The organism is Acinetobacter nosocomialis NIPH 2119 (assembly GCF_000368085.1).
GTDB classification, from domain to species: domain Bacteria; phylum Pseudomonadota; class Gammaproteobacteria; order Pseudomonadales; family Moraxellaceae; genus Acinetobacter; species Acinetobacter nosocomialis.
In genome coordinates, this window is record NZ_KB849239.1 from 1,257,152 (window position 1) to 1,270,458 (window position 13,307).

Annotated in this window: 11 protein-coding genes; 8 read left to right on the forward strand and 3 right to left on the reverse strand. The window is 37.5% G+C overall.

Features of this window, described 5'->3' with window-relative positions; all coding sequences use genetic code 11:
• Positions 1 to 2: 2 nt before the first annotated feature.
• A complete protein-coding gene (gene lpxB, locus F984_RS09900) occupies positions 3 to 1,178 on the reverse strand; it encodes a lipid-A-disaccharide synthase (protein ID WP_004708995.1) in 1,176 nt (391 codons plus the stop codon).
• Positions 1,179 to 1,398: 220 nt separating this feature from the next.
• Here lpxB and F984_RS09905 point away from each other — a divergent pair, with 220 nt between their 5' ends.
• The 8 genes from F984_RS09905 to F984_RS09935 all read left to right on the forward strand — a co-directional run bounded on the left by F984_RS09905 (position 1,399) and on the right by F984_RS09935 (position 10,780).
• On the forward strand, positions 1,399 to 3,534 hold the full coding sequence (locus F984_RS09905; RefSeq protein ID WP_025469308.1) for a TonB-dependent siderophore receptor: 2,136 nt from the start codon (positions 1,399 to 1,401) through the stop codon (positions 3,532 to 3,534).
• A gap of 60 nt (positions 3,535 to 3,594) precedes the next feature.
• On the forward strand, positions 3,595 to 3,894 hold the full coding sequence (locus F984_RS0103820; RefSeq protein ID WP_004709000.1) for a hypothetical protein: 300 nt from the start codon (positions 3,595 to 3,597) through the stop codon (positions 3,892 to 3,894).
• Positions 3,887 to 5,443: a PepSY-associated TM helix domain-containing protein gene (locus F984_RS09910; protein ID WP_004709002.1), complete on the forward strand. Its 1,557-nt coding sequence runs from the start codon at positions 3,887 to 3,889 to the stop codon at positions 5,441 to 5,443. The genes F984_RS0103820 and F984_RS09910 overlap by 8 nt, the downstream gene beginning before the upstream one ends.
• Complete coding sequence (locus tag F984_RS09915; RefSeq protein WP_004709004.1) at positions 5,440 to 5,736, forward strand: hypothetical protein; 297 nt, start codon at positions 5,440 to 5,442, stop codon at positions 5,734 to 5,736. The genes F984_RS09910 and F984_RS09915 overlap by 4 nt, the downstream gene beginning before the upstream one ends.
• 138 nt (positions 5,737 to 5,874) lie before the next feature.
• Complete coding sequence (locus F984_RS09920; RefSeq protein ID WP_004709006.1) at positions 5,875 to 6,759, forward strand: sulfite exporter TauE/SafE family protein; 885 nt, start codon at positions 5,875 to 5,877, stop codon at positions 6,757 to 6,759.
• A 96-nt stretch (positions 6,760 to 6,855) separates the two neighbouring features.
• Positions 6,856 to 7,965, forward strand: coding sequence for a 3-deoxy-7-phosphoheptulonate synthase (locus tag F984_RS09925; RefSeq protein ID WP_016805781.1), 1,110 nt, complete (start codon positions 6,856 to 6,858; stop codon positions 7,963 to 7,965).
• 136 nt (positions 7,966 to 8,101) lie between these two features.
• Positions 8,102 to 8,593: a hypothetical protein gene (locus tag F984_RS09930; protein ID WP_004709010.1), complete on the forward strand. Its 492-nt coding sequence runs from the start codon at positions 8,102 to 8,104 to the stop codon at positions 8,591 to 8,593.
• 66 nt (positions 8,594 to 8,659) lie between these two features.
• Positions 8,660 to 10,780, forward strand: coding sequence for a TonB-dependent receptor (locus tag F984_RS09935; RefSeq protein ID WP_004709012.1), 2,121 nt, complete (start codon positions 8,660 to 8,662; stop codon positions 10,778 to 10,780).
• A 47-nt stretch (positions 10,781 to 10,827) separates the two neighbouring features.
• Here F984_RS09935 and F984_RS09940 read toward each other — a convergent pair whose 3' ends face one another.
• A complete protein-coding gene (locus F984_RS09940) occupies positions 10,828 to 11,568 on the reverse strand; it encodes an adenosylcobinamide-GDP ribazoletransferase (RefSeq protein ID WP_004709013.1) in 741 nt (246 codons plus the stop codon).
• A 108-nt stretch (positions 11,569 to 11,676) separates the two neighbouring features.
• Complete coding sequence (locus tag F984_RS09945) at positions 11,677 to 13,245, reverse strand: histidine-type phosphatase (protein ID WP_004709015.1); 1,569 nt, start codon at positions 13,243 to 13,245, stop codon at positions 11,677 to 11,679.
• Positions 13,246 to 13,307: the final 62 nt, after the last annotated feature.

The following is a 13,307-nucleotide window of genomic DNA, read 5'->3' on the forward strand; positions in this document are numbered from 1 at the left end:
GATTAGCTATTCAGACATTTCAAAATAGCCTGAACAGGATCTTCCGTATTTCCTGAAATAAGTTGTTTATGCATGGTTAAATGTTGCATTACTTGAATTTGCGCCGTTTCAATATTCATTAGTTTTTCTATTTCAGCTGCTAAATTTTCTGGCGTAGCATCTGCCTGAATCAGCTCTTCAATAACTTTTTTACCCGCAATAATATTCGGTAAAGAATAGTAAGGAATTTTGACCAAAAGCTTAGCAATTATATAGGTCAGCCAATGCAATTTATAGAAAGTGACCATCGGTCTATGCATTAACATTGCTTCTAACGTCGCCGTTCCAGAAGCCAAAGCAATAATGTCGCTTGCATTCATGACCATACGGCCAATTTTAGATTCACTATCTGTATTTTCTAAAATATTAATGCAAGCCTTTAAATGGGGCGCTAATTGTTGAACACCCTGCTCAATCTGTTGCTTACGGGCATCATTAATGGCCGGAATCAAGAATTGGATATCTGGATATTTGGTATGCAAAATATTAGCAGCACCCAGCAACATAGGAAGAAGTCGCTCTACTTCACCTTTTCGGCTACCTGGTAATAAAGCAATATACTTCTGATTTTCATTAAGGCCCAATTGCTGTTTAGCAATTTGAATTGGATTTTCGAGTGGTAATTGTTTTGCTAGTGGATGACCTACAAAGGCCGCTGGAACGTCATAGCGCTCATAAAAGACTTTTTCAAACGGAAATAAACAAAGTACTAAATCTATGCTCTGTTTAATGCCATGTACACGCCCTTGGCGCCACGCCCAAACAGATGGACTCACGTATTGAACTGTTTTGATCGGAAGATTCTTTTCTTTAATACTTTTAGAAAGTCTGAGGTTAAAATCGGGTGCATCAATACCAATAAAAATATCAACCGGTTGCTGAGTCCATTGGTTAATTAAACCATCTCGCACGGCAAATAGTTTTTTTAGATCTTTTAATACCTCAACAATCCCCATTACAGATAAAGTTTCCATTGGATAATAACTGTTAAAACCCTCAGCAATCATTTGGGGTCCACCGATTCCTTCAAACTCAGCATCGATTCCTTGTTCACGGAAACTACGCATAAGTTTCACACCCAGTGTATCTCCAGAAACTTCCCCAACTACAATGCCTATTTTAAGTTTTCGATTTGCCAAGGCGATTTACCCAAAAATTTCAAATAATGCATTCTAGCATAGAGGCTTATTAATCTTGAACTTGCTAAATATATATGGCTAAAGCCAGCAGAAGCACACCACAATCTAAAATTACACTCATGCACTATCTTTTAATCAAAATTAACAATGTGATTTGAATTGTAGCTTACATTTACAAACAATAAAATAAATGAGAATTATTTACATTATCTTTACTATTATGACCATCCCACCTCGACCATTTAAACTTTCTGTAATCGCCTGCGCGATTTGTTATGCAAATCTCACTTATGCTCAAGATGCAGATATACAAGCTTTGCAGACGATTCAAGTTAAAGCTACAAGTACAGAGCAGTCTTCTGAACAAACCAAAGCCTATAATGTTAAGAACTCTAGCAGTGCAACTAAGCTTAACATTGAGGCTAAAGAAACGCCTCAAACTATTAATGTCGTTACTCGTCAGCAAATTGAAGATTTTGGGCTTACTAGCACCCGAGATGTTCTAAACAATACACCCGGAGTCACAGTAACCAATCAGGAAACTGAGCGAACTACTTATATGGCTCGTGGTTTTGAAATTTCAAATATTTTAACTGACGGCGTAGGTTTTCCCCTCTCAGGTTATAACTATAACAATACTAATCCTGATACTTATTTTTATGATCGTGTAGAAGTCGTTAAAGGTGCTGATTCTTTAACGAATGCATTTGGTGACCCAAGTGCAACCATCAATAATATTCGAAAACGCCCAACCCAAGAATTTCAAGCAAGCGGAGGTATAAGTTACGGGTCTTGGGATACTCAGCGTTATGAGGCTGACGTATCTGGCTCAATTCTACCAAGTGGAAAAGTCCGTGGTCGTATTATGGGCTATGAGCAAACTGGTGACTCATACCTTGACCGATATTCTTCAGAAAAAAATGGTTTCGCTGGTATTGTTGAAGCTGATTTAACAGATACAACATTACTTACCGTAGGTTATAGCCAAGAAAAAAATAAACCGAATGCAAACAACTGGGGTGCTCTACCCTTGCTTGATGCCAACGGCAAACAAATTTCTTATGATCGCTCCTATAACCCAAACCCTGACTGGGCGCATTGGGATAATGAAACACAGAATGCTTTTGTTGAATTAAAACAGAAAATTAATGATCAATGGTCAGCTAAGCTGACTTATAACTATCTTGATAACAAGCATAACAGTCGCCTCCTTTACTATTATGGTTATCCAAAAGCTGATGGTTCAGGAGTGTCTTTGACACCATGGGGTGGCCAAGAGCATCAAGAACAACATGCTGTAGATTTTAACCTTGAGGGAACTTATAAGCTCTTTAACCAAGAGCATGAAGCAACGTTAGGTTATAACTATGTACGTAGTCGTCAACACGATAAACAATCTACGGGAACAATTAACGATAGTAATGTTATCAATTCGACCACTACAAACTGGGCAAGTTGGACACCTCAATCTATAACGTGGTCAGATTTCACAGAAGCAGCGAACTATACGCAAAATATAGATTCAATTTATGCTGCTACCCGCTTACATCTCAATGAAGATTTAAAACTCTTGCTAGGTGCAAACTATGTGAAAGCCGAGAGTAAAGGCGAAAGCTATGGTTCGCCTATGGAATATAGTGAAAGTAAAGTTTCACCGTATGCGGGCTTAACTTATAACTTCACACCTGAATATACAGGTTATATGAGCTATACCTCAATTTTCCGTCCACAAACTGGTATTGATCAAGATACCAATCAAGCTTTAAAACCAATTGAAGGTAAAAGCTATGAAATGGGGGTAAAAAGCTCATGGCTAGATGACCGTTTAACTGGAACGCTTTCAGTATTCAAAACCGAACAAAACAATTACCCACTACGTAACTCGGACGGAAATCCACTTAATCGAAAAGTATCAACCAGCGATTTAGAGTCACAAGGTGTCGAAGTCGGGTTATCTGGTCAAATCACTGATAACGTCAATCTTGCTTTTGGCTATGCTCAATTTAGTATTAAAGATATTAAAAATGGTGGCGAAGCGAGAACGTATAATCCGAACCAAACCCTTAATTTGCTGACTACCTATACACCATCAGTTTTACCTAAGCTGAAAGTTGGCGCAGGGCTACAATGGCAAGATGCCGTGAAGCTATACGACTCGACAGCAAACAGCACCATCAAGCAAGATGCTTATGCCTTAGTAAATTTAATGGCGAGCTATGAAGTGAATGATCACATTACGCTCCAAGCCAATGGAAATAATATTTTCGATAAGAAATATTTGTATAGTTTCCCTAATGGTCAAGGCTTTTATGGACCCTCAGCCAACTATACGGTTGCTGTAAAGTTTAAATATTAAACGCGTAGCCAACTCCACTTTAGGTGTTGGCTTTCTTTTATTTTTTATGTGCCAGTAAAGATGTCCAAAACATTAAATCTCCCTATGTCATATCGTATAAAAGTTTTCTATCGATTTTTAGTCGTTTTCGGTATGGGTTATGCCTGTATGGCTTATTTAAGTCTTGGGCTTACTGGTATCTTTCATTTGACTTTAGATAAACCTGAAGCCATTTATTTGGCAGCATTTATCTCTATTTTGTTTTATGTATTTTTTGTGATGGTAGGTTTTTGCATTCAATCGTTATGGAAAGTGACTGGGCTATCAATCGTGCTATTTACCCTTTTCTTTATTGTGACACGAATGGTGAGTTATGCATAAAGGTATACGCCAATCTATGGCATGGCTGCATTCATGGACTGGATTAATTTTTGGATGGCTCGTATTTACTATTTTTTTAATGGGGAGTTTGTCGTATTACCGTCATGAAGTTAATTTGTGGATGCAACCAGCACTTGCACAGTATGAAATAAAACAAGATGTAGCAATTAAAACAGCATATCAGTACTTACAAAAAAACGCTCCAGATGCCAAATCTTGGTATTTAACTATTGCTACCGCAGAAAGTCCTGCTAACACCATGTATTGGGAAAAACCAGACGGTGGTTATGGAAATGCAACACTTGATGCAAATACTGGTCAAGAACTAAAACTTTCAGCAACTGAAGGTGGTGACTTCTTCTATCGTTTTCACTATCAACTTTTTGGTATTCCGATATTAATTGGACGGCTCGTTGTATCTTTAGCGGCTTTTATTATGTTAATTGCCTTAATCTCAGGCATTATTACTCATAAAAAAATCTTTAGCGACTTTTTTACTTTACGGACCTTTAAGTCTCAGCGCTCATGGTTAGATTTTCATAATGTTTCATCTGTTATTGCACTACCCTTCTTTTTGACTATTACTTTTACAGGCTTGGCTATTTTCTTCTATTTATATCTTCCTTGGGGAATGCAAAAACTCTATCCAGATAATCCATATCAATATTTTACCGAAATTCGCACAAAGACGGTCTCTGAGAACCAATCGATTCAACCTGCTCAAAACTTAGCTATTGAGAAGTTATTGAGTCAAGTTCAGCAACGTTGGGGAAATCAAACTTTAGCAACTATGAGTGTTAAAAACCCAAATACGAATCAGGCTCAAATTACATTTATTCAGCAAGAAGACCGTTCTATTACCCGTAATCAAGCACAAATCACACTAGACGCGTCAACTGGCAGAGTCTTGGGTGATACACGTAATCATAGTCCTATTGCTACACTTTATGCTGGAGTATATGGCTTACATATGGCAACTTTTGCTCAGCCTTTACTTCGCTTAGGGTTGTTTTTCTCTGGTATTTTAGGATGTGTAATGATTGCATCTGGCTTGTTACTTTGGAGCCTAAAACGTCAACTTCAAAAGAAAACTAGTAAGTTTCATTTTGGGCATTATTTAGTTGATCGTTTAAATGTTGCTACATTTATAGGTTTGCCTTGTGCAACACTTGCTTATTTATATGCAAATCGATTGTTTACAGTCACGACAACTACTATCAATTATGAAATTTATAGCTTCTTCTTGGTGTGGCTAATAAGCTTGATTATTGCACTCATCACTAAAAAACAATATTTGTGGCGAACTCAACTTGGCATCTTCATTTTGCTTTGTATAGCACTTCCTCTCTTGAATATAAGTTATTTGCTAAAAAATCATTATGTCCAAAACTTTAATGCTTATTGGGATTTTGCACGCATAGACATTTTTTTCTGGTTATTTGCAGCCTTAGCCCTTTTCATATTTTTTAAAATTAAACCGATTCAATATAAAGCCATAGAAAAAATTCAAAAAAAGCTGAATAAGTTAAATATTGAGGTGAATTCATGATGTTCTTTGTGTTTATCCTGACTTTACTAGGCATGTATTTACTATTCATATCGACTGAAAAATATCGCTCACCTAAATCAACTGGTCATTTCAAATCTTTAGCTCAAAAATATTATTCATTGTTGAGGATATTGGCCTTTTTACTATTTGCGTTAAGCGGGTTTATTCTCATCAAAAAATATGGTTTTTCAATTGGTTTTGTCAGCTGGTGGATCTTTGCAACACCTCTTACCTTTTTACTCATACTTTGGCTTAACCCTTTGAGAGCTTTCAAATCATCATCCAAGTCATGAAATTGAATAAAATTCCATCAAAATAGGCATTTTTTTAATTGCTTAGCGTTTTTTTGCATAAGTAAATCATTATTCATGACAACTGTTTATCTCTAAAAGGAATAAGATATCTGCGTTTCGTGATAAGTGGCGATAAAGATGTCTGGTGCTTTTGAATTTATCTTAGCGGGTATGTTAGTTGGCTTCTGTGTAGGTATTACAGGAGTTGGTGGTGGGTCATTAATGACACCAATTTTAATTGGTCTTTTTAGAATTGAACCGCATATCGCAATTGGTACCGATTTACTTTATGCCGCAATTTCAAAGTTCTGTGGATCAATGGTTCACGCAAAAAAACTCAATATCGTGTGGCCTATCGTTTTATGGCTAGCAGTGGGTAGTATTCCTGCGTCTTTCGGTACTGCTTGGGTATTGGAACATTATTTAAGTCAGTCAACACACTATAAAGCTGTTTTAACAATGGTATTAGGCTTTATGCTGACCTTGACTGGTGTTTCTATTATTTTCCGTACTCGTATTGAAAAGTTCTTTAATAAATTCCGAAATAAAGAGAATATCCAAACTGAAAATGAGCAATTAGCTGTTCAAAATAAACGCACCTATATTGTGATTATGGGCATTATTCTAGGTGTATTCGTAACGTTATCATCTGTTGGTGCTGGTGCCTTTGGAATTATGGCACTCGTGATTATGTTCCCGAACTTACCAATGATTCGAATTATTGGATCAGATGTCGTACATGCAGTATTACTAACCTTAGTTGCTGGTCTTGGACATATGAGTGCCGGTAACGTCGACTTTATGCTACTTATGTGGTTGTTGGTAGGTTCTATTCCGGCAATTATTATTGGCACATTAATTAGCTCACGTATGCCGGAACGTTTAATCCGTAAAATTTTGGGTATTACTCTATTTGCTCTTGGTGTTAACTTTATGGTCCACCCAGTCAAAGCCAAACCAAAAGCAGCTGTGGTACAACAAGCAGTAGTTGCTGAAAAAACAGGCAACTCGACTGAAAGATAGTAAAATCAATAGGATTTTTCCAAACTGAATTGCCATGAGATGTAGTATTTTCATAATTATTTCATGGTATATTCAGTACACAAAACAACCTTTAGTATGATCGAACCAGTGACAGCAATGACTACACATTCAAATTCCGTTTCAAAGCCAGATATCGACGACGTTAACATTAAAAGTATCCAAACTCTTGTAACACCCGCTGAGCTTAAGTCAGAACTTCCATTATCTGATGTTGCTTCCCAAACTGTTCTAAAAGGCCGCGAAACTATTCGTAATATTTTAGATGGCTCAGATAAACGTTTATTTGTCGTTATTGGTCCTTGCTCTATCCATGATCCAAAAGCTGCTCACGAATATGCTGACCGCTTAAAAGCATTAAGCGAAAAGGTTAAAGATACTCTATATCTAGTTATGCGTGTTTATTTTGAAAAACCACGTACAACAATTGGCTGGAAAGGCTTAATTAACGATCCAGATATGAATGACTCATTTAACATTGAGAAAGGTCTACGTATTGGTCGTAAACTTTTACTTGAGTTAAATGAAAAAGGTTTACCTTGTGCAACTGAAGCACTTGACCCTAACTCTCCACAGTACTACCAAGATTTAATTTCATGGTCTGCGATTGGTGCACGTACAACCGAGAGCCAAACTCACCGTGAAATGTCTTCTGGCTTATCATCACCAGTAGGTTTTAAAAATGGTACAGACGGTGGTTTAACTGTCGCAACCAATGCCATGCAGTCTGTTAAATATGGCCATAGTTTCTTAGGCTTAAATGAAGACGGTCAGGTTTCAATTATTAATACAAATGGTAATCCTTATGCACACGTAGTATTACGTGGCGGTAATGGTAAGCCAAACTACGATGCTGGCTCTGTTGCAGAAGCAGAAAATGCTTTAGCAAAAGCAAAAGTTAGCAACAAAATCATGATCGATGCGAGCCACGCAAACTCAAATAAAGACCCGTACTTACAACCGCTCGTTCTTAAAAATATTACTGAACAAATTTTAGATGGTAATAAGTCTATCGTAGGTATTATGGTCGAAAGCCATTTAAAAGGCGGCCGTCAAGATATTCCTGAAAATCTTTGCGACCTTGAATATGGTAAATCAGTCACTGATGGTTGTATTGATTGGGAAACTACCGAAAAGACATTGCTTGAAATGCATGAAGCTTTAAAAGATGTTTTACCTAACCGTTAATTCATCTTTTAAAGATTGAAGATTAAACCCTCATTTTTGAGGGTTTTTTTTATTTTGTTTGGTCGGAATTCAGCTATGACAGCTATTCGTTTTTGATTATACTTCGACGAGTTTTTCCACTACGACCGCCTAAAATATGGTGCTGAGTTTCCGTCAACATTTGCTGAAGTGGCGCACGCTTTTAAGTGCTATCACTTTGCTGTGTTTACTATGGCACATTTTTTTGCCTACTCTTGTGCAAATTGGCATCGTACCTGAGTTGTATACTATGCCTAGTCACTGCCAACCAGTTGTATTAGAGCATTCAGCCCACCAACAAAATTTTAATATGGAGCAGCATCACGCTTCACATGCTCATCACCATATGGAATCTGTTCAAGATAAATTTCATAGTTCGCATGCTCAAGAAGTCTTTGCTCTAGCTACTCAAATCATGAAGCATTGCCCGTTATGTACGCATGGCCTAGATGCAGCAATTTTAATTCCACTCATTGCTTTGATTTTTGTTTTAATTTTATGTTGGTTTAGCCGTGTACGATGTCTGTGTCATACGTGGACCATACAACTAGAACGCCCCCTTACTTTCTATATTTTACCGATTAAACACGCCCCACCAACTGCTCTATAAAACCATAACTTTTCTCATCCCTATTTTCAGGGATTCAAAATTTATTGCTTTTTATAGGGTCATTCTATGTCATCCCTCAAATTTCGCTTATCTGTTTTAAGCGCAGCATGCTTATCTGCTTCAACTAGCTCTCTAGTTTTTGCTGAAGACTTAACACCAGCAAACAATGACACAAAAACCTTAGCAACGATTGTGGTCACGGCAAGTCGCGAAGGTGAAATACTGAATAAAACTCCAGCTGCAATTAGCCAAATCAATAGTGAGCAAATAGAAAATAAACATGCCACTTTTATTGGACAACTTGTAAACCAAACACCAGGAGTCTTGATGAATGATCTTGGTAATGAACAGCACATGATGTCTATACGCCAACCCATGACTACTGCTGCTGTTTATCAATATCTAGAAGATGGCCTTTCAATTCGACCTGTAGGTGTGTTTAACCATAATGCCCTGTATGAGATGAATATGGCGGGTGTAGACAATATTGAAATTTTACGTGGACCAGCAAGTAGTGTTTATGGAAGTAATGCAATTGGCGGAACCCTCAACTTTTTAACCAAGGCGCCGAGTGCCACACCAACAGCAGATATTGATCTGAGCGCAAGTAGTGAAGGTTATCGCCGTGTTGACGTGGGAGCTTCTGATACCTTTGATACTCGTACTGGCACCCATGGGTTAAGAGTTTCTGCCTATGCCAGTGATCGTGGTGATAGCTGGCAAGATCATGCCGAAGCGGATAAACAAAGCATTACAGTACGTCATGACTGGCAAATTTCTGATTCAACTAAACTGAAAAATATATTTACCTATAACCACTTATATGCAGATATGACAGGTAGCTTAAATACTGAAGATTATAGTCAACGGCCTGGTTATAGCTATCAAACATTTACTTACCGGGAAGTAGATGCAACACGTATATCCTCCCAACTAAGTTATGACTGGAATGATCAACAGCAAAGTCAAATCACTTTATATTATCGGGATAATACAACCGAGCAAAATCCAAGCTATAACATAAAAACTGACAAGAAAGATGGAGTTGCAACAGGAACTTACAGCGGGCAGACCACTTATAATAGTTTTCAGTCCTATGGAGTCAACCTACAACACTCAGCAACTTTAGGCCAATTCAAGTTAGTCGTGGGTAGTATGGCTGAGCACTCACCGACTCAGGGCAGAACTAATGATATTGAAGTTTTTCGAGATCCTGTTACACGTATTTATACGAGTTTTAAACAGCGAAAGCTTTTACGTGATTTTGATGTCGACGTTGATAATGAAGCGATCTATGCTCAAGTGAATTGGCAAGCTTTGCCTAACTTAAACTTAGTCGGCGGCACACGTTATGACTGGATTCGTTATGACTATCAAAATAATTTAACTCCTTCTAATGTTACTGGCGCTCCAGATGAAACAAGAAATTTTCATAAGGCTAGTCCAAAATTAGGAGCAATTTGGAATATTACTCCTCAAATCGACTTCTATACAAACTGGTCACAAGGCTTTGTTCCACCAGAGGTCAGTAGCCTTTACGGCGCAAATTTAGTTACTCCGAATTTAACTGAAGCAACTTTTACCAATATTGATGCAGGTGTCCGTTTTCAAACATTCAATGACCGATTAGATGGTGAAATTACGCTTTATCGTTTAAATGGCGAAGATGAAGTAATTAGTTATACTAAACCCGATAATACCCGTGAACCACGTAATGCAGGTAAAACTCTTCATGAAGGTATTGAAGTCGGTGGAACTTGGCAAATTTCCGATCAGCTTGACCAAAAATTGAAAATTTCAGGTAGCTGGGCTCGCCATCGTTATGAACAATTCCAGCCGTCTGCTACTATTGACTACAGTGGAAATGATATGCCGAGCGCACCAAAAACTTTTGGTACGCTTGAATATCAAATTAAGCCAATCCCCGAATTATTACTCTCAGCAGAAGGTGTATATGTAGGTTCATATTGGATTAATGACGCCAATACTCAAAAATATGATGGTCATACGGTACTCAACCTGCGTGCAAACTATCGTAAAAAGGCCTATGAACTATATGGTCAGATTTTAAATGTGGCAGATACACATTATGCTGAAAGCACTTCTTTTAGTAATAATGAAGTGAGCTATACACCGGCAGCTCCACGTACATATTTAATAGGTCTACGCTATCATTTTGGTAATTAAGTAAATTTAAGTTTGTGGTCACAACTGGCCACAAACGCTTAATTTAACTATAAATAAAAACAACTTAAGACAAAAGTAAAAAGCAGAACGGTTTCACTAATTTCAATCGTAGCGCCCACGGTATCTCCCGTAATGCCATCAATTCGTTTTATAAACAGATATCTTAAATAAATCAGGTTTATTAAAAAACCAATTACAGCTATCAGCCCTTGCCATTCCCAATACAAAGGTAACAGTAAAATTAATGCAGCTACTATCCATGAAACAGTTTTAGGCAAATGGTCTGTCAAAGAACGACCTAAGCCTTTTTCGCGAACATATGGTGTAGTTAAAAACAAAATAGATGGCACCACACGTCCAAGTGCAGGAACAAATACTAAGAATAGCGTTTGATGTTGTTCAATTAATACAAAGACCAAAGCAAACTTGAGCAAACAAATGATAACTAAGCTGAGGACTCCAATTGGGCCGCAGCTCGGATCTTTCATGATTTGTAAAGTACGTTGTTTATCCCCAAAGCCACCTACCCAAGCGTCAGCTGTGTCGGCCAGTCCATCTAGATGCAATCCCCCAGTCAGCCAAATCCATAAAGTAAGTATAATTGCGGCAAGTAAAACAACGGGTAATTTGGCTAAAAGACAGGCAACAAGAAAAAGTATGCCACCAATAATCATCCCAACCAGTGGATAAAACAAAATAGCCCGACCATTTTGTTGCGCCGTTGGTATAGTCTTTAACTCAATAGGTAGAACAGTTAAAAATTGCAATGCAATCCAAAAAGGTGTCATATCCCACTCTCTAACTGATCTATATATAAAAACAAACTGAATTATGAGGAAATAAAAATGGGAATAGCAATCCCTATTCCCATTAAACACTTCAAAAACTGTGAAAAACTACTGTATTTGATAGCACTGCTTTAATTTGATGTAGTCGTAGTAAAAACTAGTTGGTGTGTAACGCGCATAGTTACACGCAGATTTAAATAAAGTCTCTTTTTCGTTATAAAGCATCTTCACTAAAGTCGAGCCTTGACTATTTTGGTAAACATCCCACTGTACGTTGGCTGCCATAGGTGAAACTACTTCACCACGCCATGTACTTGTTGAATAGTTATAAGTCTGGCGTAGTGGTAACGGCTGCATCATATTATGCAAATCCAAGCTAGTTGCCAGAGGAATAATAATTTCAGCATGGGCAAAACGTAAAACTGCTTTATATGGTTGAGCTTTATTTACAACAGCATCAACTTGTTGGAATAAATCTTGTTTGAGTCCTTGAGCAATTTCACTTGTAACTTGGTTCGACTCTGTGAAACTTGGACCTTTTTCATAAAAATCATTGGCATCATTAAATTCAGCATAAAATTTTGCGGCTTCCAAAGGCATATATTTATCAAAATCAACACCTTTTAACTCATCTTTCATACCACCAGAAATTGAATAAAGCTCATAAACATAAGCCGCAGCATCTACTGCACTAGCAATGGTATTTTTACCCTTACCTTTTTCTGTAATTTGCTCACCTTTTGGTGAAGTTACTGTAAAAGACCCATTATTGCTAAAACTATAACCTGTCGTACCAAGTTTTTTAATAAAGTCTGCTTTAAAAATCGGAGTGAGTACGGACTGGGCAATTTTTTCTGCTTGAGTATTCTTCGATAACTCACTCAACTTTTGGGCTAAATCTTTATTGTTTGCTTCGAAATCTTGATAGGCCTGACTAGCATCATAAATTTTTTGTTGGCTAGCACTAAGTGGTTGAGTTAAATCTTCAGTCGCATTTAGACTATGAAAATAAAGTTTAAAACGATCAACACCCCCGTCTACAAGACTAGGAACACTTGAACTCGATAAATTGGTATAAGACACAGGAACAATTTTATCTTTCAGCTGAGGCTGTTGTTTTATCAGTTCAGCAGTGAAGAATTTAGCACTATCCACCGCACGATCTACCCCAGAACTTTGTACCAATATAGATGCTTGAGAGTTTACAAGTGTTGGCAAGCGCTGTAATAGGCGATCGGCAATCCCGCGGTGTTCTAAAATACCGGTCATGGTTTCATTTCCATAACCGTATTGGCGAATACCTTCAACCCCATAGCCCAATAAAATATTGGCTTTCATCATGGCTTCCAAGTCAGCACCTAATTGCTCACCCAAAGGCGTTAAAGCATTTTCTGTTTTCGCCTGTTTCCATAAATTATAAAGTGCTAAATCATATTTAAGACTTGATAGTCCTCTCGAACCGTGTCGCGCAACCAATTCTGTAAAAACTGGCTGGAACCCATTTGGAGCTTGCTCATAATTTTTTAGATCTTGCTGTGGTTGATAAGGTGTTTTGGTTTGATAATATTTTGATGAATTTGTAGATGGTGGAGTTTGAACTTCTTGATCATCATTATTATTACAAGCCACGAGCAATAATGAAGCTGCAAGCACACTAGTTTTAAATAAAATATTCATAAGCCAAATAAGTAATTAATTAATAAATGCCAATAGCTTAATTTTTAGTAATGACAGTTCTA

Bases quoted from the DNA above. Each gene is read 5' to 3' on its own strand.
- F984_RS09905 (WP_025469308.1), top strand. From the start codon at position 1,399: ATGACCATCCCACCTCGACCATTTAAACTTTCTGTAATCGCCTGCGCG.
- F984_RS0103820 (WP_004709000.1), top strand. From the start codon at position 3,595: ATGTCCAAAACATTAAATCTCCCTATGTCATATCGTATAAAAGTTTTC.
- F984_RS09910 (WP_004709002.1), top strand. From the start codon at position 3,887: ATGCATAAAGGTATACGCCAATCTATGGCATGGCTGCATTCATGGACT.
- F984_RS09915 (WP_004709004.1), top strand. From the start codon at position 5,440: ATGATGTTCTTTGTGTTTATCCTGACTTTACTAGGCATGTATTTACTA.
- F984_RS09920 (WP_004709006.1), top strand. From the start codon at position 5,875: ATGTCTGGTGCTTTTGAATTTATCTTAGCGGGTATGTTAGTTGGCTTC.
- F984_RS09925 (WP_016805781.1), top strand. From the start codon at position 6,856: ATGATCGAACCAGTGACAGCAATGACTACACATTCAAATTCCGTTTCA.
- F984_RS09930 (WP_004709010.1), top strand. From the start codon at position 8,102: ATGGTGCTGAGTTTCCGTCAACATTTGCTGAAGTGGCGCACGCTTTTA.
- F984_RS09935 (WP_004709012.1), top strand. From the start codon at position 8,660: ATGTCATCCCTCAAATTTCGCTTATCTGTTTTAAGCGCAGCATGCTTA.
- F984_RS09940 (WP_004709013.1), bottom strand. From the start codon at position 11,568: ATGACACCTTTTTGGATTGCATTGCAATTTTTAACTGTTCTACCTATT.
- F984_RS09945 (WP_004709015.1), bottom strand. From the start codon at position 13,245: ATGAATATTTTATTTAAAACTAGTGTGCTTGCAGCTTCATTATTGCTC.